Origin of the sequence: Bifidobacterium catenulatum PV20-2 (genome assembly GCF_000800455.1) — a bacterium.
GTDB classification, from domain to species: Bacteria; Actinomycetota; Actinomycetes; order Actinomycetales; family Bifidobacteriaceae; genus Bifidobacterium; species Bifidobacterium kashiwanohense_A.
In genome coordinates, this window is the sequence record NZ_CP007456.1 from 445,437 (window position 1) to 471,110 (window position 25,674).

Below are 25,674 nucleotides of genomic sequence, written 5' to 3' on the forward strand. Positions count from 1 at the left end.
AAAGGAGAGCTGAAACATGGCATCGCATATTGGTAAGCTCCCCGTCACCATTCCTGCTGGCGTGGAAGTTAAGATCGACGGTCAGTCCTTCACCGCCAAGGGCGTTAAGGGCACTGACTCCTACGAGATTCCGGAAGGCATCACCGCTCAGGTCGAAGGCAACGAGATCATCCTCATCCCGGCTGACGATCTGCGTCCGACCCGTGCAAAGCACGGCCTGGCTCGTTCCATTGTGGCGAGCATGGTCAAGGGCGTGCACGAGGGCTATACCAAGACCCTGGATATCGTCGGCACCGGTTACCGTGCTCAGGCGAAGGGTAAGGGTATCGAGTTCTCCCTCGGTTATTCCCACACCATCACTGTTGAGCCGCCGGAAGGCATCGAGTTCGAACTGCCGAACCCGAACCAGGTGATCGTCAAGGGTATCGACAAGCAGGCTGTCGGCCAGTGCGCCGCTAACATCCGCAAGCTTCGCGCTCCGGAACCCTACAAGGGCAAGGGCGTCAAGTACTCGGATGAACGCATCCTGCGCAAGGCTGGAAAGGCTGGTAAGTAATGAGCGTCCAGATTTTCGGTAAGGGCAAGAAGGTCGCGCTCCAGCGCCGTCACGCTCGTTTGCGCAAGCGCATCAGCGGTACCCCGGAGCTCCCGCGTCTGGTGGTTACCCGTTCCAACCGTCACATGGTTGCCCAGATCATCGACGACACCAAGGGCATTACCTTGGTGAGCGAATCCACTCTGATGAGCGATTTCGCTGGTTTCGAGGGCACCAAGACCGAAGCCGCCAAGAAGGTCGGCGAACTGATTGCCAAGAAGGCTCAGGACGCAGGCATCACCGCGGTTGTGTTCGATCGTGGCGGCAACAAGTATCATGGCCGCGTCGCAGCTGTCGCTGAAGGCGCCCGCGAGGGAGGTCTGGCACTGTGAGCGACAACGAAAAGGAAACCCAAGTGGCTGAAGAAACTCAGAACACTCAGGCTGCTGCTGAGGCTACCAACGAGGATCGCAAGTCCCGTCGTGGCCAGCGTGGTGAGGGTCGTCGTGGCGAGCGTCGTAACCGTCGTGAGGAATCTCACGAGAACGAGATGCTCGATCGCGTGGTGACCATCAACCGTGTGTCCAAGACCCACAAGGGTGGTCGTACGTTCAGCTTCGCCGCCCTCGTGGTGGTTGGCGACGGCAACGGCACCGTGGGTGTCGGCTACGGCAAGTCCCGTGAGGTCCCGGCTGCAATCGCCAAGGGCCAGCTGGATGCCAAGAAGCACATGTTCACCGTTCCGCGCATCAAGGGCACCGTCACCCACCCGGTGATCGGTCATGATGCCGCAGGTACCGTGCTCCTGCGCCCGGCTGCCCCGGGTACCGGTGTTATCGCCGGCGGTGCAGTCCGCGCTGTCATGGAATGCGCTGGCATCACCGACGTCCTGACCAAGTCGATGGGCTCCGCCACCGCCGTCAACGTGGTGCGTGCAACTGTCGACGCTCTCAAGAAGCTCGAAGAGCCGGAAGAGATCGCAGCTCGTCGTGGCATGTCCCTCGAAGAGGTGGCTCCTGACTCCCTGCTGCGTGCTCGCGCCGAAGGCATCGCCGAGGCTCGCAAGGCCCGTGAAGAAGCACAGGCCAAGGCCGCTCAGAAGGACGGTGAGTGATGACTAACCTGAACATCAAGCTGCACCACGGTCTGGTGAACTCCACTCCGAAGCAGCGTGCTGCGGCTCAGACTCTGGGCCTGAACAAGATTGGCAAGACCGTGACTCGTGAGGACACCCCGGCCCTTCGTGGCCAGCTGCTGGTTCTCCGTCACCTGGTCACCGTTGAGGAGGCTGACTGATTATGGCAGATATTCTGCAGATGCATGACCTGAAGCCGGCTCCGGGCGCCAAGAAGGATCGCATTCGCGTCGGTCGTGGTGAAGGCTCCAAGGGTAAGACCTCGGGCCGTGGCGACAAGGGTACCAAGAAGCGCTATCAGGTTCGCCCGGGCTTCGAAGGTGGCCAGCTGCCGCTGTACATGCGCCTTCCGAAGCTGCGTGGCTTCAAGAGCCCGTTCAAGAAGGAATATCAGGTCGTCAACGTCGCAGCTCTTGCGGAACTGTTCCCGCAGGGTGGCGAGATCACCGTTGCCGATCTGGTAGCCAAGGGTGCCGTGCGTGACGGCTACCCGGTCAAGGTTCTGGGCGACGGCGAGGTTTCGGCTGCCTACACCATCAAGGGTGTCAAGGCTTCCGCTTCCGCCAAGTCCAAGATTGAGGCTGCCGGCGGCTCCATCTCCGAGGACTGATTCCACGGAATGTAGCTGACTTAAGCTCGTGAGTGAGGCTTCTCCCGCTGAGGCGGGGGAGGCCTCACTTCGTTTTTCGGTCCAGTACGGGGAATGAAAAACGAAAAACTGTGCCCAGAAATCTAATAAAAAATGACAGAGGATGGAACACTCCACGTGTAGGTAGACGCCGTACGCTAGACTCGACCGGTAGAGTCTGTTTTTGCATGGGTGCGCAGGCGCGCACGTCGATGGAAGGAATCCCAGGTGAGGACGTTAATCCAGGCCTTGAAAACCAAGGAGTTGAGGAACAAGATCCTCTTCACTCTTGGTATCATCATCATTTATCGTATTGGTTCGTTCATTCCGACCCCAGGTGTCGACTACAAGGTGGTCCAGCAGTGCGTCGGCTCGATGAACAGCACCTCCGAGAACTTCATTGGTCTGGTGAACCTCTTCTCCGGCGGCGCAATGCTGCAGCTGTCGATTTTCGCGCTAGGCGTCATGCCGTACATCACGGCATCCATCGTCATCCAGCTGCTCCGCGTGGTTATTCCCCGCTTTGAGGCGCTGCACAAGGAAGGTCAGTCTGGCGAAGCCAAGCTGACCCAGTACACCCGTTACCTGACCATTGGCCTTGCTGTGCTGCAGTCCACCACCATTCTGGTGACCGCCCGCTCCGGCGCCCTGTTCAACTACCGGTGCTCCCAGGTTGTGCCTGACGGTTCCGTCTGGAACCTCGTGGTCATGGTGCTGATTATGACCGGTGGTACGGGCCTGATCATGTGGATGGCCGAATTGGTCACCGATAAGGGTCTTGGCCAGGGTATGTCCATCCTTATCTTCATGTCCATCTGTTCCGGATTCCTGCCGCAGTTGTGGGAGATCGGTTGGGGCACCAAAGGCACCGATGGCAATTGGGCGAAGTTTGCCGCGGTCGTCGGTGTACTGTTGGTTATCATGATCCTCGTCATCTACGTCGAGCTTTCCCAGCGTCGTATTCCGGTGCAGTACACCCGTCGTATGATTGGCCGTAAGATGTACGGCGGATCCTCCACCTATCTGCCGCTGAAGATCAATATGAGCGGCGTTATTCCACCGATCTTCGCGTCCTCCATTCTGGCCATCCCGACCCTGATCGCACAGTTCGGCAAATCCGACCAGTCTTGGGTCAAGTGGATCAACTCCAACCTGGCCAACACCACTTCCGTGTGGTACATCGCACTGTACGCGTTGATGATCGTGTTCTTCTGCTTCTTCTACACGGAAATCACCTTCAACCCGGACGAGACCGCAGACAACATGAAGCAGTACGGCGGCTTCATTCCTGGAATCCGCGCAGGCAGCGCTACCAGCCGTTATCTGAGCTACGTGATGAACAGGCTCAACACCGTCGGTGCCGTGTACCTACTATTCGTGGCGCTTATTCCGACCGTGCTCATCATGGCGCTTGACCTCAACACCAAGTTGCCGTTCGGCGGCACCACTATCCTGATTATCGCAGGCGTCGGCCTCGACACCTTGCGTCAGGCCAAGGCCCAGACAGAACAGTTCCAGTACGCTGGATTCCTGTTCGAGGGCACTGACCACAAGGAAGGCAAGTAAAACCTCAAAATCGTGATACCGTTTCGACATGAGTCGGTATCACGATTTTTCATGTAACTAATCGAGAATCAGAAAGCCTCGAAAGAGGCCAAATGAAACGGAGAACAACATGCGACTGCTGATCATGGGACCTCAGGGCGTCGGCAAAGGCACCCAGGCTGCTCTGCTGAGCGAGCACTACGGTATTCCGGCGATCTCCACCGGCGATATCTTCCGCTACAACATCAAGAACAAGACCGAACTTGGCGTTGAGGCACTGAAATACATCGACAAGGGCGAACTGGTTCCTGACGAGCTGACCAACAAGATCGTCAAGGATCGCTTGGCCATGGACGATGCCAAGAACGGTTGGATTCTTGACGGCTACCCGCGCAACGCCTCCCAGGTCGAAGCGTTGGACGCCATCCTCGCCGATCTGAACACTCCTCTGGACGCCGTGGTGGCTCTTGATGCTGACCATGACGTGCTTATGGAGCGCATGAAGAAGCGCGCCGAGATTGAAGGCCGCTCCGACGACACTCCGGAAGCAATCGCCAAGCGCCTCGACGTATATGCCAAGGAAACCGCTCCGCTGCTGGCAACCTACGAAGAGCGTGGCCTGCTGAAGACCTTCAACGGCGTCGGTTCCGTCGAAGAGATTCAGTCCACCATCGTGGCTGAACTCGGCTGAGATAGCTGAGGATTGGGCTGATTCGAATCGTATGCATAGATAAGAAAGCCCAGTAAAATACCATAAATCAATCGAAAACGGGAATTACGACACGCCGAACATGCCGTAATTCCCGTTTTCGTGTATTCTTGCAAGTTGGTGTGTCTTCGGGCACGCATAGTAATCGCCAAAGAACGGAACGAGGCTCATGGCTAAAGACGGTGTGATTGAAGTCGAAGGACAGGTAGTGGAGGCACTGCCGAACGCGATGTTCCGCGTTGAACTCGAGAACAAGCATATCGTGCTCGCAACCATCTCGGGCAAGATGAGGAAGAACTACATCCGCATTCTGCCGCAGGATCGAGTTGTGCTTGAAATGAGCCCTTACGATCTGAACCGCGGCCGTATTACGTACCGTTACAAGTAAGGTACACAAGCAAAGGAAAACCATGAAGGTCAGCCCTAGTGTGAAGAGGATCTGCGAGAATTGCCGCGTGATCCGTCGTCACGGCCGCGTCATGGTGATCTGCGTCAACCCGCGCCACAAGCAGCGCCAGGGCTGAGAGTAGATCCAGCGGCACAATAAGTACAGGCGCTGAGTCACAGATCGCGCAAGCGATATGAACCCCGGGTACGCAGGCCCGGGCCGGGAAACCGGACGACTCGGTGCAAGACCTGCGGAAAACAGAAGGAATCGCAATGGCACGTCTTGCCGGAGTCGACATCCCCAATGAGAAGCGCATCGAGATCGCCCTCACCTACATCTTTGGTGTGGGTCGTACTCGTGCCAAGGAAACGCTTGCCGCGACCGGTATCAACCCGGATATTCGCGTCAAGGATCTGACGGATGAGCAGCTGATCACGCTGCGTGACTACCTCGAAGGTAACTACAAGATCGAGGGCGATCTGCGTCGTGAAATCGATGCGGATATCCGTCGTAAGATTCAGATCAACTGCTACCAAGGCCAGCGTCACCGTAAGGGACTTCCTGTGCGCGGTCAGCGCACCAAGACCAATGCACGTACCCGCAAGGGTCCGAAGCGTACGGTCGCCGGAAAGAAGAAGGCCACCAAGTAATCGGTGGCTGTCAGTTCAGACCACGAGACGTAAGTTTCATCGCCTGAACAACAAAGCAAATTCGTTATTAGGAAACGAGGGTCAATGGCAGCTCAAAAGCAAGCCGCGCGCAAGCCGCGTCGCCGCGACCGTAAGTCGGTCCCGGTTGGGCAGGCGCACATCAAGTCCACTTTCAACAACACCATCATTTCGATCACCGACCCGTCCGGCGCAGTTGTGTCCTGGGCGTCCGGTGGCGATGTCGGCTTCAAGGGCTCCCGCAAGTCCACGCCGTACGCCGCTGGCATGGCCGCTGAATCCGCAGCCCGCAAGGCTATGGAGCACGGTCTGAAGAAGGTCGACGTGTTCGTGAAGGGTCCGGGTTCCGGTCGTGAAACCGCTATCCGTTCCCTGCAGTCCGCCGGACTCGAAGTCGGTTCCATCACCGACGTCACCCCGCAGGCACACAACGGCGTTCGTCCTCCGAAGCGCCGTCGCGTCTGAGCACTAAAAGAAATCATCAATCCAACGCCGCTTATGGCCGGTGAGTGCACCACCGGCCTGAAGCTGAAAGGATAACCACAGTGCTTATCGCACAGCGTCCGACACTTACCGAGGAATCTCTCAACCCTCAGCGTTCCCGCTTCACCATCGAGCCTCTCGAGCCTGGTTTCGGCTACACGCTTGGCAATTCGCTGCGCCGTACCCTCCTGAGCTCCATCCCTGGAGCGGCTGTGACTTCGGTGCGTATCTCCGGCGTCCCGCACGAGTTCACCACTCTGCCGGGTGTTGAAGAGGACGTTACCGAGATCCTGTTGAACATCAAGGGCATCGTGCTCACCAGCGAATACGATGAGCCGGTTGTCATGTATCTGCGCAAGAGCGGCAAGGGCGAGGCCACCGCGGGTGACATCACCCCTCCGGCCGGCGTCACCATCGCCAACCCGGATATGCATATCGCAACCCTCGCGGAAGATGGTGAGCTCGAAATCGAGTTCACTGTCGAGCGTGGCCGCGGTTATGTGCCTGCCCAGATGAACAAGCAGGATAACGCCGAGATCGGTCGTATTCCGGTCGATTCGATTTACTCCCCGGTGCTCAAGGTGAGCTATCGTGTGGAAGCCACCCGCGTTGAACAGCGTACTGACTTCGACAAGCTCATCCTGGACGTGGAGACCAAGCCGGCAATCTCCCCGCGCGATGCAGTCGCATCCGCAGGCTCCACCCTGGTGGAACTCTTCGGCCTGTGCCGTGAGCTTAACACCCAGGCTGAGGGCGTCGAGGTTGGACCTGCCCCGGTGGCAGAGGAAACCAACCCGGAGATGGCCGTTCCGATCGAGGATCTCAATCTCACCCAGCGCAGCTACAACTGCCTGAAGCGTGAAGGCATCCACACGATCGGCGAGCTGGTCGCCCACACTGAGCAGGATCTGCTCGACATCCGCAATTTCGGTATGAAGTCCATCGACGAAGTCAAAGAAAAGCTCCAGTCCTTGGGTCTGGCTCTCAAGGCTTCCCCGTTGGGCAACTTCGATACCAACAACCTCGAAGGCGGCACCTTCTTCTCGCCGGAAGACGAGTGATTCGCCGCTTTTGACCTAACCGCTTCGTCGGATTCGGATGTTCGGGCGACTGCCCACCTGAATCCGACGGGGCTTTCAAGGAGAAACAATGCCTACACCAAAGAAGGGTCCGCGTCTGGCCTCCAGCCCGGCTCATGAGCGTCTTATGCTCGCGAACATGGCTACCAGCCTGTTCCAGCGTGGCCGCATCACCACCACCCTGCCGAAGGCCAAGCGCCTTCGTCCGCTGGCTGAGCGTCTGATCACGCTCGCCAAGCGTGGTGATCTGCACAGCCGTCGTCGCGTGATGCGTGTCATCCGCAACAAGTCCGTCGTGCACAAGCTGTTCACCGAGATCGCCGAGCAGATGGAGCAGCGTGAGGGTGGCTACACCCGCATCGTCAAGATTGCTCCGCGTCGTGGCGATGCTGCTCCGGCAGCCATCATCGAGCTCGTCACCGAGCCGGTGAGCCCGAAGCAGGCTGTGGTCAAGGAAGCCGAAGCTGCAACCAAGGTTGCCGCTGAAGAAGCTCCGGTTGTCGAAGAGGCACCGGTTGAGGCTCCGGAAGCCACCGCAGAGAACGCCGAGTGATTGGCATCAAGCAGGCTTGACTAGCTGATGAAAAGGCTGGGAATCGAAAGGTTCCCAGCCTTTTTTGTTATGCGTTGTCATGTGTTGTTATGCGCCTTTTGTTATGCTCATTGCCGTGAGATTACGTATCGACTTGGCATATGACGGCGCTGATTTTTACGGATGGGCGAAACAGCCTGACATGCGCACCGTACAGGGGGAAATCGAACGTGTGTTGCATACCATTCTGCGCGTGCCGGAAGGCGACGACAATGAGCCGCTGCGCCTGACTGTCGCAGGTCGTACCGATACCGGCGTGCACGCGTCGCACCAAGTTTGCCATCTCGATATCAATGAGGAGACGCTTGCACGTTGCGTCGGGCATATGCAGGTCGAACCGGTGATGGCGTTGACACGACGACTGCAACGCATGCTGCCGAACGATATCGCCATTCGTTCCATTAAAGAGGCTCCTGAAGGATTTGACGCACGTTTCTCTGCGCTGGAACGCACTTACGTATATCGCATTGCCGACCGATCAAGCGAAATCGATCCACGTATCAGAAGTTGCGTGCTGCATATCGACGATGATCTTGACATCGACGCCATGAACAAGGCTGCTGAAATGACGATCGGTCTGCATGATTTCGGCTCGTTCGCAACTCCCAATCCAGGAGGAACCACCATACGCGAGGTCAAAACCGCATATTGGAGGCGTATACCGCAGCATCCGCTTATCGACGACGGAACCACCATGGGGGAGCGGTACCGAACGCCCGCCTTGGAATCGGGACTGCTCTGCTTCACCATCGTCGCCGACGCATTCGCGCGCAATATGGTGCGTTCATTGGTTAACGGTTGCGTACAGGTTGGTATCGGCAAACGTTCCTTGGATTGGTTCGCCGAAAAAATGGCAACGCCGTTGCGTGAAGGCAGCACCGGTCCGATCGCTCCGCAAGGATTGACGCTCGAACATATCGAATATCCGGAAGACGACCAGTTGGCGATTCGTGCCGAAACGATCCGGGCAAAGCGCACGCTATGAAAACGGGCGTGGAAATATACGTCGGCACGGCGCACATTGCGCGAATATGCGTTCCGGAATCGTTTCGGAAGCACGAAAAGAACGCAGGAATCGGAATTCCACCGAAAAGAATGCGTGAATCGTGCGTAATGTCACAGCGAGGTTACGACGGTCTGACAAGTCCGTAACCGAGACGCAACTGTAACAATTCGCAGTATTTTACGGTAATCGGAAGCCATTACGTTCTCTTCTATCAAGGCATGGGCCTGAGTCTGGCATACGTTTTAGGGGTAGAAGGAGTGTGAACCGATGATTGAATCCGCTGCACGCAGGTTGGCGACGGAACTGGTGAATCGCCGTGAGTCGATCAACCGCGAGTTGAGCCGCAATGGCGTTCGTTTCGGTATTTACAAGGACGGCGAATACCATGACCGTCTCTTTCCGTATGATCCGATTCCCCGTATCATCGAATCCAACGAATTCGACGAGATGGAGGCGGGTCTCAAGCAGCGCGTGAATGCGCTGAACGCCTATCTGCGGGACGTGTATTCCGATAAGAAAGTCATCAAGGACGGCATTATCCCCGAAGAATACGTATACACTTCGGCAGGATATTTCCCGCAGGTCAACGGCGTGACCCCTCCGGGCGGCGTGTTCGCGCATATCGCAGGCGAGGATCTGGTGCAAGGACAGGACGGCAAATGGTGGGTGCTGGAAGACAATCTGCGCATTCCTTCCGGTGCCAGCTATCCGCTGTTCGCACGCGATATCGAACGTAGGATCACACCGAGCCTGTTCCGTGACGTGCATGTGCGAGACAACCGCGATTATCCCCGTTTGCTGCGCAAGTCCATGGATTTCGTCTCCACGGAGGGCATTGCCGTGGTGCTGACGCCAGGGCGATACAATTCTGCGTTTTTCGAGCATGCCTATTTGGCGGAAAAAACCGGCGCCGCGCTGGCGTTTCCGGAAGATCTTGAAGTGGTTGACAACAAGGTGTATTTCCTTGATTATGCGGGCAAACGCCATCGTGTGGGCGTGGTCTACCGTCGCTTGTCGGACGAATATCTCGATCCTTTCGCATTCAATCCGGATTCCGTGATCGGCGTGCCGGGCATTCTTTCCGCATATCGTGCCGGCAATGTGGCGATCGTCAATGCACCGGGCAATGGTGCCGCTGACGACAAGGCGATCTACTATTTTGTGCCCGCCATGATTCGATACTATCTGGGCGAGGAACCGATTCTGCACAATGCGCCGACCTACATGCCGATGTTCGAACAGGACCGCAAGGAGGTGCTCGGACGCATCGGTGAGCTTGTGATCAAGGATGTTGCCGAAGCGGGCGGCTATGGTGTGGTCTTCGGCTCGTCTCTTGACACAACCCAGCGTGAGGAGCTCGCTGACCGCATCAAAGCCGAACCGCGCCGGTTCATCGCGCAGGAGGTCATCCAGTTCAAAGACATCGATGTGGTAGATCCTGAAACCGGTGAGATGAGCCCGCGCAAGTGCGATCTGCGCGCGTTCGTGGTGACCGGCAAGAACACGCACGTGTGGTATTCGGGCCTGACGCGCTATTCGTCGGTGCCCGGTCAGATGATCGTCAATTCGTCGCAGGGCGGCGGTTTCAAAGATACGTGGGTGCTTGCCAAGGATTCCGGTGTGGAACACGATTCGGTGCCCGGTTCGGAAAATATTCATCTGCTGGAGCAGTCCCGCAAGCATTCGCTGGCGTTGGTCACGGCGTCGAAGGCCGACAACCTGTATTGGCTGGGGCGTTATACGGAACGTGTGTTCACCACGCTGAACCAGTTCTTCCCCTTCTACGACCGTGTGATGGACACGGATGTGGACGCGTTCCGCCCGTTCGCGCGTGCGTTGGACCTACCTGAGGATTTCGAGGATTTCGACGCGTTCATCCACAGTTTCCTGTACGACGAGAAGAACCCGGATTCGGTGCGTAGCGCCATCGTCTACGCATTCAACAACGCGGTGATTCTACGTCCGGAATTGAGCTCCCGTTTGCTGCAGCAAGTTGAGCTTGCCATGAGTTCGATTGTGGAGGCGGCAGAACGAGGCACGTCGGAAGCGGATATTTTCAAACATCGCGATATTGCCGACAATATGCTCGCCTTCTGGGGTGGAGTGGAGAATTCTTCCGTCGATCCCACCTTGAAATCCTTCATTTTCGTAGGAAAATACTTGGAACGACTGGATTTGTATACGCGATTCGGCTATTCCATGGACGAATTGAAGGCGCCGCTCTCCAAACTCGCCAATTATATTCTTCCGTTGGAAGGATTGCCGGTGCCGCAATGCTTCGTTGACGGTTTGCGTTGGCTGGTCGGGCAGCTGCCGGATCGTGGCTATGCCGATTTGGCGGAGCGATTGGGTGCATTGCTGCAGGACTTCAACGACCGTATCTGCACGAAGGAGCTGAAGGATCTGGGCATGCTCAATGCCATGAACATGGATGCGAAACGCCCGTGAAAGGCGAAGGCACGCATACACGCTGAAATGGTGGGTCGGTTGCCTTGGACCGCTCAGGTCGTGTATAACGGCTTGAGCGGTTTTCCATGGTACCGTGAAAGAATAACGCTGCTGAGACGCTACTGAGGAGTCGATGTGAAGAAACTGGTGTTTGATTATGAGATGAAGCTCTCATTCAGCTCGCCTGTGACGGACCATCGTTTTCAGCTGCGCTGCATTCCCGCGACAGGTCCTCGGCAGCAGGTTGTGGACGTGGAAGTGAACATCGAGCCCGAAGTCGAGCTTGAAACCACCGTCGATTCCTTCGATTCCGTGGTGATGACCGGGTTTATTCCCGAACCGCACACAGTGTTCAACTATTCGGTGACCGGCATCGCGTTCGTGGACAACGCGCATATCAAATCGGAAATCTACAAGCCGCTGTATCGCTTCAATTCCGCGCTGACCATTCCCGGGCCGGCAGTCAATGCGCTGATCGACGTGTGCAAGACGCGCATCGCGGCCTTGCCTGCAGGCAGCACACCGGTGGATCAGGCGAGGGAAGTGATGGATGAGGTGTTCAAGACGTTCGTGTATACGCCGGATTCCACCACCATCCGCACCACTGCGGAGGAGGCGCTCGCCCAGCATAAGGGCGTATGCCAGGATTATGCGCATGTCATGCTGTCAGTGTGCCGCCATGTTGGGCTCACCGCGCGTTATATCGCCGGATTGCTGAACGGAGAAGGTGCCACGCACGCTTGGGTGGAGGTGTACCACAACGAGCGTTGGATCGGTCTTGACCCGACACACAACCGTATGGTCGATGACAATTACATCACCATCGCGCACGGTCGTGATTACCGTGATTGCATGCTTGACATCGGTATTTTCTCCGGATGCAATGTGCAACAGCACCAGTGGGTGAACGCCTCCGTGCATGAACAGGAGCTGTAAACAATAAAAAAACCGAAGCGCCGTTGCTCCGGTTTTTCCACTTGCGGATAAGGCGAGATTCGAACTCGCGGAGGGGTTTGCCCTCACACGCTTTCGAGGCGTGCTCCTTAGACCGCTCGGACACTTATCCATTGCGCTGCTTGAAGACAAGCAACTTGATTATTCTGCCACAGCTTTGGCGATTGTCAAATCCAGCTATGAGATTTTTGCGATGTTTGCGATTGTTCGGCGTGTCTTGGCTGCATGGATGATGCGTCACGTTGTCATGCTCGCGGTTGCGTGGGTATCGCGTGAACTGCTGCGTGGATTGTTGTATGAACTGGCATGTGTTGGTGTGCGTTGGTGTGCGCTATTCGAACAATGCTTCGTCGAATGATGGATAGCCCCATGTGAGAGCCAGATCCACACGGTCGGCGATCATGCTGGTAAGTATGCCCAGAGACTGTTGCCTTGAATCATCCGAAGAGTTTTCCGCGGTCGTGCGGGATTGCGCTGAGTCGCTCGTCGAATTCGAACTTGATGCGACGGCTGCGATTTCGCTGCGCGCGCAATTCATTTCAATGACGGCGTCGGTCGGTGCGAACAATCCAGTTGCGGAATCCACAATAGTATCGGGATGAGCGAGCAATTGCGCGACATCATAGGCTTTCGCACGGGTATCTTCAGCTCCAGAGAAGGAAATCAGCCGCTGCGAAGTTGTTTTATGACGGTCGCTGATATCAAGCGTCGCATGTCCGATGGAACGTGCTGCGAAGACCCCCATTGCGAATCCGGCCTGATCTTCCGCAACGGACATGGCGGAAAGCGAATCCGCGTCAACATCAAGTGAATCAATGTCATCGCAACGCGACAGCGTGGGCTGTGCGATGTTGATCGCAAGTCGCGCCGCCATCAAACGGGCAGTGTGACGGGCCTGCGCACTACGCAACGTGCCGTCGGCGAACCGTGCAGGACAGTAGGCCGCGGTGTTTGCCCAATCTGAAACCGCCTCCTGTGCGGCAAGATAGCGCATAACGATATGGCGTGACCTGTCTGCCATGATGTCGGCGTTGGCAGTCGCGTCGGCATACGCCTTCTCACAAGGACTTGGCTGCTGTTCCGCTTCGGCGCGACCTGCGATTCGGGGAGCGGAGCAGGCGGTCAGTGATGCTACAAGCACGCCTATGCATGCCAAGACGCAGACGCGTCTTGAGGTCGACGAGACCGAGGGGAAAAGAGGGGAACGTGTCTGCATGAAACATTAGACTAATAGTTGACTGTGACCATTGGGCCGAGCGCTCGGAATAACTTCATATAGGAGGTCTTGGAAGTATGGAACTGGACCTGGCAGGAATGCACCAGCTCGCAGCTGGGCAGGGAATCGATCCCGAGACGTTGGATGCCGCACTCTCGGAGGCATTACGACTGGCATATCTGAAAACGCCGCACGCGGCGAAGCATGCTCGTGTGGAGCTTGATCCGCGTGCCGGAAGCTTTACCGTTTGGGCTCAGGATGAGATTCCGGTCGAACCGACCGAGGATAATCCGCACCCTGCGCCGACTCTGGGCGAGGAATACGATGACACTCCGCGTGACTTTGGACGCTTGGCCGCAGCCACCGCGCGTCAGGTCATCAGCCAGCTGTTCCGCAAAGCCGAGGACGACAAGGTGTTCGGCGCGTTCTCAGGGCAGAAAGGCAAGCTGATCACCGGTATCGTGCAGCAGGACGTGAAGGACACTTCCAATGTGCACGTGGCCGTTGGCGATGTCGAAGCGCTGCTGCCCCGTCGTGAGCAGGTGCCTGGGGAGCGCTATCGCCATGGTGAGCGCATCCGCGTATATGTGGTGAATGTCGCACGTGGTCTCAAGGGCCCGGAAATCGTAGTGTCCCGCTCCCATCCGGAGCTGGTTCGCCGCCTGTTCGAGCGTGAGGTTCCGGAACTGGTTTCCGGCGCCGTGTCGATTATGGCCATTGCGCGTGAGGCCGGTGCCCGCACCAAGATCGCGGTGCGAGCCAACACCGAAGGCGTCAATCCGAAGGGTGCCCTGATCGGCCCCGGCGGCGCTCGCGTGCGTGCGGTGATGGAGAATCTCGGACCGGAAAAGATCGATATCGTCGACTGGTCTGCCGATCCGGCGAAGTTCGTCGCAGCGGCGCTGTCTCCGGCGGTCGCCACCGGTGTGCAGGTGGTCAGCGAGAAGAACCAGACCGCAATCGCTTTCATCCATGATGATCAGCTGTCCCTTGCCATCGGCAAGGAGGGCCAGAACGCACGTTTGGCCGCCAAGCTGACCGGATGGAAGATCGGCATCGAATCCGCCGAGGCACACGCCAAGAAGATGGCCGAAGCGCAGGCTTCGACCAGCGGGGAAACCGCCGAATAACCAACACTTTCAGCAACGGCAAGCCCGTGGGTGTTCAATCCACGGGCTTGAGTATGCTGGACTCGATAATCCAAAGCGTGGGGGTACGTGCCGTCATGCCCAGGGAAAAGACGAGGTATCACGAACATGGTTGCACGATGAGAAGGAACAAGCTCGCCGTGAATCAGTAGCGGTCGCGCTCGTATGCGCGCGGCCCAAGATAGGAGAAATTGAGTGCCGAAAGCACGCGTATATGAACTTGCCAAGGAACTTGGCGTTGACAGCAAGACTGTTTTGAACAAACTTGAGGCGATGGGCGAATTTGTGAAGTCTGCATCGTCTACCGTTGAACCTCCGGTTGCCCGTAAGCTGAGGAATGCCTTCGCTTCCAACGCGCAGGGCAACGCATCCGAATCCAAGAAGCCTGCGGCCCCGGCCAAGAAGCCGGCTGCCCCGGCAGCTTCGCCCACTCCTGCGCCTCGTGCCACTCCGGCTGCTCCCGCGGCATCTGCGGCAAAGCCTGCCGCTCCGAAGCCGGCACGTTCTGCAGCATCCAAGTCCGAAGCCCCGAAGCCCGGCCAGCGCATGCCTCGTCCGGGTGATTCCCGCCAGCATGGCAATCGCGCCAACGGCAGCGCTCCGCGTCCGCAGGGCGAACGCCGTCAGGGCGGCAAGCCGGCTCCGGTTCCGGGACCTCGCGCACAGCGCAACAATAACAATACCAATGCTCCGCAGGGCGGCAATGGCAACAATGCCGCCAATGGTGCGAAGCCGCACACTCCGGGCCCACGTCCGGGTAACAATCCGTTCAGCCGCAAGCAGGGCATGCACACTCCGACACCGGGTGACATTCCGCGTCCGCATCCGATGAACCGTCCGAACGCTAACAACAATGGCGAAGGCCGTCGTGGCGGCCGCCCAGGTCAGGGCGGCGGCCAGCGTGGTGGTTTCCGTGGTCGTCCGGGTCAGGGCAGCGGTGCGAAGCCGGGCCAGTGGGGGCAGCATCGTCCGGGTCAGGGCGGCGGTCAGCGCCCTGCAGGCGGTGGCAACCGTTTCGGTGGCGGCGCCAATACCAACGGTGGTGGTTTCCAGGGCGGCAATAGCGCTCCGAGCAACGGTCCGGCACGCGGTGGCGGTCGCGGTCGCGGCGGTGCTGCAGGCGCGTTCGGACGCCAGGGCGGCAAGTCCTCGAAGGCCCGTAAGAATCGTCTGGCAAAGCGTCAGGAATTCCAGGAGATGAAGGCCCCGGTCATCGGCGGCGTGCGCATTCCTACCGGCAACGGCCAGACCGTTCGCCTGCGTCAGGGCGCATCCCTCGCCGATTTGGCCGAAAAGATCAACGTCAATCCGGCTGCTTTGGTCACCGTGCTCTTCCATCTTGGTGAGATGGCCACGGCAACCCAATCCTTGGACGAGTCCACCTTCCAGATCCTCGGCGAGGAAATCGGCTGGGATATCAAGATTGTGTCTGCCGAAGAGGAAGACAAGGAGCTGCTGCAGCAGTTCGATATCGACTTGGATGAGGAAGAGCTGCAGGAGGATGAGGATCTGAAGCCTCGTCCGCCGGTCGTTACCGTAATGGGCCACGTCGATCATGGTAAGACCCGACTGCTCGACACCATTCGCCGTACCAACGTCATCGCACGTGAGGCCGGTGGCATCACCCAGCGTATCGGTGCATACCAGGTGACCGTCGATCTCGAAGGCGAACCGCGTAAGATCACGTTCCTTGATACCCCAGGCCATGAAGCCTTCACCGCCATGCGTGCCCGTGGCGCCGAACTCACTGACGTCGCGATCCTCGTGGTAGCAGCAGATGACGGCGTGATGCCACAGACCGTGGAAGCCATCAACCACGCGCAGGCAGCCAACGTGCCGATCGTGGTGGCCGTCAATAAGATCGATAAGCCGGGAGCGAACCCCGACAAGGTCCGCGGCCAGCTCACCGAATACGGGCTCGTGCCGGAAGAATACGGTGGCAGCACCATGTTCGTCGACATTTCCGCCAAGCAGGGCACCAATGTCGACAAGCTGCTCGAAGCCGTGCTTCTTACCGCCGATGCTGAGCTTGACCTGCGTGCCAACCCAGATATGGACGCTCGCGGTGCCACCGTGGAAGCTCGACTCGACAAGGGCCGCGGTGCCGTGGCGACCGTGCTTGTTCAGTCCGGTACGCTGCACATCGGCGACTCCATCGTCGCTGGCACCTCCTACGGACGCGTTCGCGCCATGCTTGACGAGAACGGCAACCATATGAAGGAAGCCGCGCCATCCACTCCGGTGCAGGTGCTTGGCTTGACCTCCGTGCCGACCGCAGGCGACCTGTTCCTGGTGGCCTCCGACGACCGTACCGCACGTCAGATCGCCGAGAAGCGTCAGGCCACCGAGCGTGCCGCCCAGCTGGCCAAGCGTCGCAAGGTCGTGTCTTTGGAAAGCCTCAAGGAGCAGTTCGCCAAGTCCGAAGTCGACATGCTCAACATCGTCATCAAGGGCGATTCCTCCGGTTCGGTCGAAGCGCTGGAAGATTCCTTGATGAAGATCGAAGTGTCCGACGAGGTCGGCATCCAGGTGATCCACCGCGGCGTCGGCGCCATCACCCAGAACGACGTCAACCTGGCTACCGTCGACAAGGCCGTCATCATCGGCTTCAACGTTCGCCCGAACCGTCAGGTGGCGGATCTGGCCGAACGCGAAGGCGTGGAAATCAAGTACTACTCGATTATCTACAAGGCCATCGAAGACATTGAGGCATCCCTCAAGGGCATGCTCAAGCCGGAATTCGAAGAGGTTGTCACCTCCCACTCCGAGATTCGCGAAATCTTCCGTTCCTCCAAGTTCGGCAACATCGCGGGTGTCATGGTGCAGGACGGCGAAGTCAAGCGCGGTACGAAGTGCCGTATTCTGCGCAACGGCATCGCGACCGTCAACGATCTCGAGATCTCCTCGCTGCGTCGTTTCAAGGACGACGTCACTTCCGTCAAGGAAGGTTACGAAGCGGGTATCAACCTCGGTTCGTTCAACGACATCGAGCTTGGCGATATTATCGAGACCTTCGAAATGCGGGAAATCGAACGTAAGTAGTCGATTGATTCGAACCAACGATCGATAACAGGAAAGGAACGCCCACAGCTGATATACGGCTGCGGGCGTTCCGCAATACAACAAGAACTTATTTCAAAAACTAAGCTGATACATTTATCTGATTGAAGGACGATAATGGCAGGAACCAATCCTCGCGCCGCACGTATCGCGGCGTTGATTCAACGTGTGATCGCATCCTCCATGGAGGCGCAGCTGCACGACAAGCGTCTCGCAAACGTGACTATTACCGAAGTGCGTGTGACCAACGATCTGCAGATCGCCAAGGTCTACTGGACCCAGCTTGGCCGTGAAGGCCATGAGCAGGGCGAGCGTCGCCGCGCACAGCAGGCGTTGAACCAGGCCAAGGGCCGTCTGCGTTCCCTTGTGGGCACTAAGGCCGGCCTGCGCCTGACTCCGCAGCTCGAATTCGTGTTTGACGAGGTGCCGGGCGAGGCGCATGAGATCGAAGATATTCTCGCCATCGCGCGCAAGCGTGACGAAGAGCTCGCCAAGACCCGCGAAACCGCGCAGTATGCGGGTGAAGCCGATCCGTACAAGCATCCGGAAGAGGATGACGACGATGATTTCGACGATGACGACGTCGAAGTTGAAGATTGGGACGATGACGAAGAAGCCTGAACATTCCGGTCTGCTGATCATCGACAAGCCGCAGGGCGTCACCAGCCATGACGTAGTCGCGGCCGTACGCGGCGCCCTGCATATGAAGCGAGTCGGGCATGCGGGCACGCTCGATCCGATGGCCACCGGCGTGCTGGTGGTCGGATTCGGCAATGCCACGCGACTGCTCAACTACATTGTCGACCATAACAAAACGTACGAGGCCACCATTCGTCTTGGGCAGCGCACCACTACGGACGATGCCGAAGGCGAGCTGTTGCCGGCAGGGGAGAGGGCAGTGAACTTTCCTTCGCGTCAAGCCGTGGAACAGCTGATCGCAGAACGGTTCACCGGGCGTATCGAACAGGTACCGAACGTCTACTCCGCCATTAAGATCAATGGCCAGCGTGCCTATGATTTGGCACGCGAAGGCAAGGATGTGGAGCTTAAGGCACGTCCTGTGACCATCGAAGAGTTCAACGTGCGGCAGGCGCGTTACGGCTACACACATAGCGATCGTGCCGGTGCGGAACTTGTTGGCGCAGTCGTGGCCGAGAAGGCAAGCGATGGATGGATTGCCGACATTGCACCGCATGAAGACATGCAGCCCGTCATGGAACTCGACGTGACCGTGACCTGTTCCGCAGGCACCTACATTCGCGCGCTCGCACGCGATTTGGGCGAGGAACTCGGGTTGGGAGGCCATCTGACAATGTTGCGACGCACACGCGTCGGCAGATTCTCAGTGGATATGCCCAACGTCATGAGCGCCCACGCTGAATCCAAAACATTCACCAATCGTGAAGGCATGGAAGTGACTCGCAATCGTGCGGTGCTTGACGATGCCGATCATGCGCTCGATCATGCGCTCAATCCCGTGGCCAGCGCCGCAGCTTCCATGAGTATGCTGGCCGTTAGCGAGCAGGAAGCGGCCGACTTGCGTTTCGGACGCAGAATCGCGCATGACATACGTACGACCACGGCGGCGTACGTTGAGGAAACCAACGATTTGGTCGCCATCCTCGAACGTGCGAAACGCGGTGAGGCTAAACCGGTCGCGGTATTCAACTGAACCATCTAATCAGACTACAGATACGAATTCATACACAAGAAGGACATGATGAAGACAATCACGCTCACGCCTGATGCCAGCGGCATGGTGGATTGGCCTACGCTGAGCAACGATAAGAAATCCGTGGTGACCATCGGTTCGTTCGATGGCATGCATCAGGGCCATCAGGCGGTGATTCGCCGCGTAGTGGAACTCGCCAAGAAGGAGCAGTCCTTCTCCGTGGTGGTGCTATTCGATCCGCGCCCTGCATTGGTGCACGGTTATGCGGCGAAGAACGGCGGTCAGGAGCCGCCGACCGGCATGGTTGACACGCAAGCGCTCACCAGCATGCAGGAGCGTCTTCGCGCCATCAACAAGCTGGGAGTGGACTACACGCTCATCGTGCACTACACACTGGCATTCGCGGCGAAATCATACCGATTCTTCCTCGGCCAGATGGTCGGCAAGCTGGGTATGCGCACCTTGGCGCTCGGTTCCGACGCGGCCATGGGGGCAAATCGCGCCGGAGACGTAAAAGCCATCGAGAATCTAGCGCTCGCTACTGGCGTGTTCCAGCTTGAAGTGGTTGATGATCGAGGTCCCGGAGAGACCCGAGTGCCAGCCAATGCCCAACCAGTTATGCCGACCGGCCACGGCGAGCCGACAGACCCGCTGGAAGGCGCTTCCAAGGCGGAACGCCGCGCATGGAGCAAGAAGAACCAAGCCAAGCCCGTGCGTGTGTGGAGTTCCACGAACGTGCGCTACCTGCTAGGCCAGGGGCGCATCAAAGACGCCGACGCGATTCTGGGGCATCCGCACGCCGTGGAAGGCATTGTGGTGCACGGCGAGGAACGTGGACGCACCATTGGATTCCCGACGGCGAATTTGAACGACAATGTGGCCGGTTATCTGCCGGTTGACGGCGTGTATGCGGGTTGGCTCGTTGATTTGGGAGCGAAGACTGCAGAGGACGACCATGCGGAAGCGGCAGCCGATGGTATTTCGCAACAGTTTGACTCGTCTTCCGTTGACGCCCGCCTTGCCGATCATTCGCCGTATCGTTGGCCCGCTGCGATTTCCATCGGCACCAAGCCGACCTTCAACGAGACGACCGGAATGAACGAGCGCGTGGTCGAAGCTTACGCCATCACCGACGATTGGCTTGATTTGTACAATCATCAGGTGCGCGTGGAATTTACAGGATTCCTGCGTCCGCAAATTAAGTTCGATTCCGCACAGGATCTGATCGACGAGCTGAAGCGCAATGTCGAGGAGACCAAGCGAATTACTGCCTGATTTTCCAAAAAGTTGTGTCGGACAGTGATGACACTGTCCGACACAACTTTATCTATATGCCTAATAGGCATTCGCGGATTACTTCAATGTCGGAATATCCGTGGTGTATGCCTTCAGCCATGTGTTTTGCAGTTGTCTCAGCGTACCGTCCTGCTTCAGTTCGTTGAGAGCTTTGGAAACTTTCGAAGTCAATGGTGAATCCTTCGGCAACACGATGCCCATGCCTTGTTTATCTTCGGATCCTGGAATCTGGCCAACGACCTTACCGTTCTTTACTTGGGAGGATGTTGCCACATTAACTGCGGCTGGAGTGTCCATGACCAGCGCGTCGATTTGATCGGCATCCAGTGCTTGAGCCAGCGTCGCATTGTCATTGAAAGTCTGCACGTTGGTGCTGAGCTTCTGCTTGGCGTAGTCATAGGAAGTGGTGCCGACCATAGCGCCGATTGTAGCGCCCTTGAAATCGCTGAGCGATGTTGCTGATGCGTACTTCGAATCACCTCGTACGACGATGGACTGCGTCGGATTGTAGTAGCTCGGGGAGAAGTCGACAGCCTTTTTACGCTGGTCGGTGATGGAGAATTGCTGAATATTGAGATCCCAATCCTTCGTGCCTGGGGCGATGGCCGCGTCAAACGTGGTGCGTCTCCAATCGACTTGGTTCTTGGAATACCCGAGTTTGTCTGCTATGGCATACACCAAGGCTGATTCGTATCCTTTGCCGCTTTCCGGCTTGTTGTCAATTACCCATGGCTCATATGCTGGTTCTCCAGTGGCGACCGTAAGTTTGTTTGTGGTTACGGTGTCTTGGGTGGATTGGGAAGAGGAATTAGATCCGCCGCAAGCACTGGTACCGGTCAGCGTGGCAATGGTCAATAATGCAGCTGCCAGACGGATGAAATGCGATGAACGAGACAATGGACACCTCGGTTTGCTTGGATGAATATGGCGAACACCCAGAGGCTATCGCTTCTATGCTAATGACATGCCCCATAAGGTATGGGGAATACTTATGACGTGTTCAATAAATCCCCTGAGGATTTTGTCTGTATCCTGGCACAGAATCGGCACTTATGAAAGACACCATCACTGTGGCTGTGCAATGCGCGCTTGCCAAGGAAACCAAGCCATTTCTCGAACGAATTGAGAACGTGTCTCATGAACGGCACGGTGGAATCGACGTGGGCATGGGAATGTATCGGGGTGCTCGTCTGGTCGTAGCCGAAGGTGGTATGGGCTCTGTCAACGCTGGCGCCGCATCGCAGATGTTGATTGACCGCTATGAACCGGATTGTCTTATATTCAGCGGTATCGCCGGGGGATTGAACCCCGCTTTGCGTATTGGGGATATTGTGGTTGGAAATCAATTGCATTATTTGGAAACGAATACCCCGATTATTGCGGAATGTGCGCCTTGGAAGGAATCCTTCGCATCTAGCGATGTGCTGCGTGATGCCGTTTTGGGCGTATTGCATCAGCATGGATGGGCTAGGATTCCTTCACTGCGTGAATTGAAAGCGGGATTGCATACCAGTTTCAAGGATCTATCGAGTGAAGGGAAACGACGTTTTGTGTGTGGTACCATCGCCACGAGTAATCAATTCAACACTGACCCGGCTGTTTTGGAAAACATTAGAACCATGATTTATGCGGACTGTGAAGAGATGGAAGGAACCGCCACCGCACATATCTGCACCAAAAATAACGTGCCTTTCTTAGTGATTCGAGCCATCAGCAATCAATGCGGGGAATCCTACGAATCGCTGGATAATCATCAGAACGACTTGGTTGATGCGGCACGAGCGGCAGCTTCTATAGCATTAGATGTGATTGATATGGTGGTTGAAGGGCGAATCGGTCTGGGCCAGTGAGTCCTGCGGACTTATGAAAACAGCCAGAGACCTATGAAGGATTTTTCCCTATTCCATAAGCTACTGGCCGTTCTCATAAGTCACTTGTCTCCTAATTACGGAAATGAGAGAAGAATTCTTTCGTTTCCGGATCTTGCGATTCGTCCATGACTTCTTGAGGCGAACCGTTTTCGGCGATAACACCGTGGCGCAGCAGCACAATGCGGTCCGCAGCATCATGGGCGAAACTCATTTCATGGGTCGCCATGAGAATCGTGGTGCCCTGCTCTTTGAGCTCGGCCACCATGTTCAGCACCTCGCCCACCAGCATCGGGTCGAGTGCCGAGGTAATTTCGTCAAGGAGCAGCAGTTCCGGATCGGTCATCAACGCTCGGGCGATGGCCACGCGTTGTTGCTGGCCGCCGGAAAGCTGATCGGGGTAGGCACCGGCCTTGGCGCGCATACCGATGCGGTCAAGCAGCTCCAGCGCGCGGGCTTCAGCACGATCCTTATCCCAATGGTGCACCTTGAGCGCCGCCAAAGTGACGTTCTTGATCACCGACATGTGGGGAAACAGGTTGAACTGCTGGAAGACCACGCCGATGCGCGAACGAATCTTATCCTGGTTGGCGTGAGGATCGGTGATATCCGTGTCTCCCAGCCAAATCTGTCCATCGTCGACACGTTCCAACAGATTCACGCATTTCATCAACGTCGACTTGCCCGAACCGGAAGGGCCGAGCAGCGCCACCACCTCATGCTGGTTGACATCGAAGGAAATACCGTCAAGCACCGTGGTGGAGCCAAACGATTTGCGGATGCCGTCCAGATGCAGCACAGGCGTCTGGGATTTGCCTGCGGACGGGGTCATAGTCTCGCTCATACCGTGCCTCCACTCAACTCGCGCTTACGCAAACGCGCCGAATACCAGTCGTTCAGCAGAATGAACGGCACGCTCATCAGAATGAACAGCAGGCTCGCAACCACATACGGGGTGAAATTGTAGGTGCTCGCCACCTCGATCTGGGCAGCACGCACTGCGTCGACCGCGCCCAGCACGGAAATCAATCCCACATCCTTCTGCATGGAAATGAAGTCGTTCATCAATGCGGGAGCGACCTTGCGCAACGCCTGCGGAATCACGATCATGCGTGTCGTCTGACCTGCGGTAAGTCCGAGGGAGCGCGCCGACGCGCGTTGCGAAGGATGCACATCATTGAAACCGGCGCGTAGCACTTCCGCCACATATGCCGAATAGCCCATGATCACGGCGATGGTGCCTAGGACCGACGGGTCGATACGTCCGAAAATACCCAAGCCGGGAATGCCGAAACCGATAAGATACAGCACGACGATCATTGGAATGCCGCGCATAATCGTGGTATACAACGCGGCAAGAGCGCGCAGCGGGAACAGTACGGGATTATTGCTGGTGCGCACCAACGCAATCAACGTGGCAAAAATGGCCACACCGACCAACGCTATGGCGAGCACCTTGATATTCAGCCACAATCCCTTCAAAATCTCGGGGAATGACGAAACGAAATATTCGGCGGAGAAGAACGTCTCCTTGACACGCGGCCAACCGGGGGACATCTTCAAACCGATGACGATGATCGCCACAAACACAATCGTGCTGATCAGACTGGTCATTACCGATTGCAATTGCTGCTTTTTGCGATACGCGCGCCGGGAAAGCTCGACCTCGCTGACTTGATGTTCAGCGAGGCCGTCCGGACGACTATCCGAAACACTCATGAGAGAAATCCTTATGTAGCGAGCTTGCCATGAGCCTACTTGAGTTCTGCCAGATCGGTGGTGTATTCGGCCAGCCACTTGTCCTGCAGGGCCTTGATAGTACCGTCGGAATCCAACTCCTTCACGGCCTTGGAGGCAGCGGAGGTGAGCTTGGAATCCTTCGGAAGCACAATGCCCATGCCGTTCGGATCGGTGGAGTCGGCAATGCGGCCGACGACCATGGCGTCCTTAACCTGCTCGGACTGCACCATGTACACGCATTCCACGGTGCTGGTCACCAGAGCGTCGATCTGGCCGGCGTCGAGCGCCTGGGCCACGGCGGCGTCATCGTTGAAGGTCTGCACGTCATCCTTGATCTTCTTGGCGTACTTGTAGCCTTCGGTGCCTACCATCGCGCCGATGGTGGCGTCCTTCAAGTCGGTCAGGCTCTTGGCCTTGGCGTACTTGCCGTCCTTCTTGACGATAATGGCCTGAGAATCGTTGTAATAGCTGGCGGAGAAATCTACAGCCTTCTTGCGTTCAGGAGTGATGCCGAACTGCTGGATGTTCATATCCCAATCCTTGGCGCCCGGTGCGATGGCAGAATCGAACGTAGTGCGTGTCCATACCACGTCGGACTTCTTGAAGCCCATCTTCTCGGCGACGGCGTAAGCCACGGCCGCCTCATATCCCTTGCCAGATTCTGGCTTGTCGTTCATGACCCACGGTTCGTAGGCCGGATCGCCGGTGGCGATGGTCAGCTTGCCGGGAGTGACGGTCTGCTGCGTGATGTCGGAGCTGTCGGAGCCGGCTGACTTGGTATCGGAGCCGGATCCGCAGGCGGCGGATAGCGTCAGCGCGGCGATGGATGCCAACGCCGCCGCGGCACGTATAAATTTTCTGCCTGAGAATGCCATTTTTCTTTACCCTTGTCTTCATGCTGCGTGTAAAGCGCGATTCTTCTTGTCCATAATGAACGTACGCCACTATAGACTATTGATGTTTCTGAAACGGCGCACGCGATATCGCATTATGTGATATCGCATTATCGACGGACTCGCGTTATTCGAGCGTGAATCCGTCGAACACAAAACCGGGACTGACCACACAGGAGACAAGCGCGTCGCCCTTTCCTGGAACGGTGCGTTGCCAGACCCCTGCAGGTACCACGGCATGGCCGGTGGGGATTCCCTGCGCGCCGTCCGGAGCGATTCCCGTGCCCAGCACGATGGATTCCACTGTGCCATCGCCGGCGGGCGAATCGCCCGTGCCTCCCAATTGCAACGTGACCGGGGCTGGACCGTGCCATAACCAGATTTCATCGGCGTCCACCTTATGCCAGGCGCTCATGTCTCCCTCCGGCAGAAGGAAGTAGATCAGCGATGACAGGGGACGGTGCGAGGCTTCGTCCGTTTGCGGCGACTGCCAGTCGCGTACATACCATCCGCCTTCCGGATGGGCTTCAAGACCAAGGTCCGCCACCACGCCACGGGCATAATCGCTCATCTGATCAAGTGGGACACTCATGATATTCCTTTCGTTTGTA

General features: G+C 57.3%; 28 protein-coding genes and 1 tRNA gene. 22 read left to right on the forward strand and 7 right to left on the reverse strand.

The window, feature by feature from the left end; genetic code table 11:
- The first annotated feature begins 16 nt into the window (after positions 1-16).
- The 16 genes from rplF to AH68_RS01890 all read left to right on the forward strand — a co-directional run bounded on the left by rplF (position 17) and on the right by AH68_RS01890 (position 12,152).
- The gene (gene rplF / locus AH68_RS01815) at positions 17-556 is read left to right on the forward strand and encodes a 50S ribosomal protein L6 (RefSeq protein ID WP_039197098.1); all 540 of its coding nucleotides are present in this window, start codon (positions 17-19) and stop codon (positions 554-556) included.
- Complete coding sequence (gene rplR / locus AH68_RS01820; RefSeq protein ID WP_003835989.1) at positions 556-927, forward strand: 50S ribosomal protein L18; 372 nt, start codon at positions 556-558, stop codon at positions 925-927. The genes rplF and rplR overlap by 1 nt, the downstream gene beginning before the upstream one ends.
- Positions 924-1,649 (forward strand): 30S ribosomal protein S5, encoded by a 726-nt coding sequence (rpsE, locus tag AH68_RS01825; RefSeq protein WP_039197102.1) that lies wholly within the window; start codon positions 924-926, stop codon positions 1,647-1,649. Before rplR ends, rpsE begins: the two co-directional genes overlap by 4 nt.
- Complete coding sequence (gene rpmD, locus AH68_RS01830) at positions 1,646-1,831, forward strand: 50S ribosomal protein L30 (RefSeq protein WP_171842402.1); 186 nt, start codon at positions 1,646-1,648, stop codon at positions 1,829-1,831. Before rpsE ends, rpmD begins: the two co-directional genes overlap by 4 nt.
- 2 nt (positions 1,832-1,833) lie before the next feature.
- Positions 1,834-2,280 carry a 50S ribosomal protein L15 gene (gene rplO / locus AH68_RS01835; RefSeq protein WP_003835984.1) on the forward strand — a complete coding sequence of 149 codons (447 nt, stop codon included), beginning with the start codon at positions 1,834-1,836 and terminating at the stop codon, positions 2,278-2,280.
- Between the two features lie 246 nt (positions 2,281-2,526).
- The gene (secY, locus tag AH68_RS01840; RefSeq protein WP_039197104.1) at positions 2,527-3,864 is read left to right on the forward strand and encodes a preprotein translocase subunit SecY; all 1,338 of its coding nucleotides are present in this window, start codon (positions 2,527-2,529) and stop codon (positions 3,862-3,864) included.
- A gap of 109 nt (positions 3,865-3,973) precedes the next feature.
- Entirely contained in the window at positions 3,974-4,534 is a 561-nt protein-coding gene (locus AH68_RS01845; protein ID WP_034879906.1) for an adenylate kinase, read from the forward strand.
- A gap of 187 nt (positions 4,535-4,721) precedes the next feature.
- Positions 4,722-4,940 carry a translation initiation factor IF-1 gene (infA, locus tag AH68_RS01850; RefSeq protein WP_003808114.1) on the forward strand — a complete coding sequence of 73 codons (219 nt, stop codon included), beginning with the start codon at positions 4,722-4,724 and terminating at the stop codon, positions 4,938-4,940.
- 22 nt (positions 4,941-4,962) lie between these two features.
- The gene (rpmJ, locus tag AH68_RS01855) at positions 4,963-5,076 is read left to right on the forward strand and encodes a 50S ribosomal protein L36 (RefSeq protein WP_003808136.1); all 114 of its coding nucleotides are present in this window, start codon (positions 4,963-4,965) and stop codon (positions 5,074-5,076) included.
- Positions 5,077-5,212: 136 nt separating this feature from the next.
- Positions 5,213-5,590, forward strand: a complete 378-nt coding sequence (gene rpsM, locus AH68_RS01860; RefSeq protein ID WP_003808138.1) for a 30S ribosomal protein S13 — start codon at positions 5,213-5,215, stop codon at positions 5,588-5,590.
- A gap of 84 nt (positions 5,591-5,674) precedes the next feature.
- Entirely contained in the window at positions 5,675-6,073 is a 399-nt protein-coding gene (rpsK, locus tag AH68_RS01865; protein WP_003808141.1) for a 30S ribosomal protein S11, read from the forward strand.
- Positions 6,074-6,153: 80 nt separating this feature from the next.
- Positions 6,154-7,152: a DNA-directed RNA polymerase subunit alpha gene (locus AH68_RS01870; protein WP_003835980.1), complete on the forward strand. Its 999-nt coding sequence runs from the start codon at positions 6,154-6,156 to the stop codon at positions 7,150-7,152.
- Positions 7,153-7,240: 88 nt separating this feature from the next.
- Positions 7,241-7,723 carry a 50S ribosomal protein L17 gene (rplQ, locus tag AH68_RS01875; protein WP_033500843.1) on the forward strand — a complete coding sequence of 161 codons (483 nt, stop codon included), beginning with the start codon at positions 7,241-7,243 and terminating at the stop codon, positions 7,721-7,723.
- A 103-nt stretch (positions 7,724-7,826) separates the two neighbouring features.
- Positions 7,827-8,747, forward strand: coding sequence for a tRNA pseudouridine(38-40) synthase TruA (truA, locus tag AH68_RS01880; RefSeq protein ID WP_039197151.1), 921 nt, complete (start codon positions 7,827-7,829; stop codon positions 8,745-8,747).
- 288 nt (positions 8,748-9,035) lie between these two features.
- Entirely contained in the window at positions 9,036-11,216 is a 2,181-nt protein-coding gene (locus tag AH68_RS01885; RefSeq protein ID WP_039197153.1) for a circularly permuted type 2 ATP-grasp protein, read from the forward strand.
- A 135-nt stretch (positions 11,217-11,351) separates the two neighbouring features.
- Positions 11,352-12,152: a transglutaminase family protein gene (locus AH68_RS01890; protein ID WP_039197154.1), complete on the forward strand. Its 801-nt coding sequence runs from the start codon at positions 11,352-11,354 to the stop codon at positions 12,150-12,152.
- 44 nt (positions 12,153-12,196) lie between these two features.
- Here AH68_RS01890 and AH68_RS01895 read toward each other — a convergent pair.
- Positions 12,197-12,282, reverse strand: a tRNA-Ser gene (locus AH68_RS01895).
- 219 nt (positions 12,283-12,501) lie between these two features.
- Positions 12,502-13,311, reverse strand: a complete 810-nt coding sequence (locus AH68_RS01905; RefSeq protein WP_173405836.1) for a hypothetical protein — start codon at positions 13,309-13,311, stop codon at positions 12,502-12,504.
- Positions 13,312-13,463: 152 nt separating this feature from the next.
- On the opposite strand from AH68_RS01905, the gene nusA reads away from it, so the two are divergent.
- From nusA to ribF, 5 genes are all read left to right on the forward strand, one after another.
- Positions 13,464-14,516 carry a transcription termination factor NusA gene (gene nusA, locus AH68_RS01910; protein ID WP_039197160.1) on the forward strand — a complete coding sequence of 351 codons (1,053 nt, stop codon included), beginning with the start codon at positions 13,464-13,466 and terminating at the stop codon, positions 14,514-14,516.
- A gap of 213 nt (positions 14,517-14,729) precedes the next feature.
- Positions 14,730-17,576 carry a translation initiation factor IF-2 gene (gene infB / locus AH68_RS01915; protein WP_039197162.1) on the forward strand — a complete coding sequence of 949 codons (2,847 nt, stop codon included), beginning with the start codon at positions 14,730-14,732 and terminating at the stop codon, positions 17,574-17,576.
- Positions 17,577-17,711: 135 nt separating this feature from the next.
- On the forward strand, positions 17,712-18,215 hold the full coding sequence (rbfA, locus tag AH68_RS01920) for a 30S ribosome-binding factor RbfA (protein WP_039197164.1): 504 nt from the start codon (positions 17,712-17,714) through the stop codon (positions 18,213-18,215).
- Positions 18,199-19,266, forward strand: a complete 1,068-nt coding sequence (gene truB, locus AH68_RS01925) for a tRNA pseudouridine(55) synthase TruB (protein WP_039197166.1) — start codon at positions 18,199-18,201, stop codon at positions 19,264-19,266. The genes rbfA and truB overlap by 17 nt, the downstream gene beginning before the upstream one ends.
- 48 nt (positions 19,267-19,314) lie before the next feature.
- On the forward strand, positions 19,315-20,541 hold the full coding sequence (ribF, locus tag AH68_RS01930) for a bifunctional riboflavin kinase/FMN adenylyltransferase (RefSeq protein WP_039199682.1): 1,227 nt from the start codon (positions 19,315-19,317) through the stop codon (positions 20,539-20,541).
- Between the two features lie 78 nt (positions 20,542-20,619).
- Here ribF and AH68_RS01935 read toward each other — a convergent pair whose 3' ends face one another.
- Entirely contained in the window at positions 20,620-21,459 is an 840-nt protein-coding gene (locus AH68_RS01935) for an ABC transporter substrate-binding protein (protein ID WP_039197167.1), read from the reverse strand.
- A gap of 155 nt (positions 21,460-21,614) precedes the next feature.
- On the opposite strand from AH68_RS01935, the gene AH68_RS01940 reads away from it, so the two are divergent.
- Positions 21,615-22,412 (forward strand): 5'-methylthioadenosine/S-adenosylhomocysteine nucleosidase, encoded by a 798-nt coding sequence (locus AH68_RS01940; RefSeq protein WP_052189122.1) that lies wholly within the window; start codon positions 21,615-21,617, stop codon positions 22,410-22,412.
- Between the two features lie 91 nt (positions 22,413-22,503).
- On the opposite strand, the gene AH68_RS01945 is transcribed toward AH68_RS01940, so the two are convergent.
- The 4 genes from AH68_RS01945 to AH68_RS01960 all read right to left on the reverse strand — a co-directional run bounded on the left by AH68_RS01945 (position 22,504) and on the right by AH68_RS01960 (position 25,655).
- On the reverse strand, positions 22,504-23,274 hold the full coding sequence (locus tag AH68_RS01945; protein WP_039197172.1) for an amino acid ABC transporter ATP-binding protein: 771 nt from the start codon (positions 23,272-23,274) through the stop codon (positions 22,504-22,506).
- Positions 23,271-24,149 (reverse strand): amino acid ABC transporter permease, encoded by an 879-nt coding sequence (locus AH68_RS01950; protein WP_039197173.1) that lies wholly within the window; start codon positions 24,147-24,149, stop codon positions 23,271-23,273. The genes AH68_RS01945 and AH68_RS01950 overlap by 4 nt, the downstream gene beginning before the upstream one ends.
- Positions 24,150-24,184: 35 nt before the next feature.
- Entirely contained in the window at positions 24,185-25,045 is an 861-nt protein-coding gene (locus tag AH68_RS01955; protein WP_039197175.1) for an ABC transporter substrate-binding protein, read from the reverse strand.
- A 145-nt stretch (positions 25,046-25,190) separates the two neighbouring features.
- Positions 25,191-25,655: a cupin domain-containing protein gene (locus tag AH68_RS01960; protein ID WP_039197177.1), complete on the reverse strand. Its 465-nt coding sequence runs from the start codon at positions 25,653-25,655 to the stop codon at positions 25,191-25,193.
- Positions 25,656-25,674 lie beyond the last annotated feature (19 nt).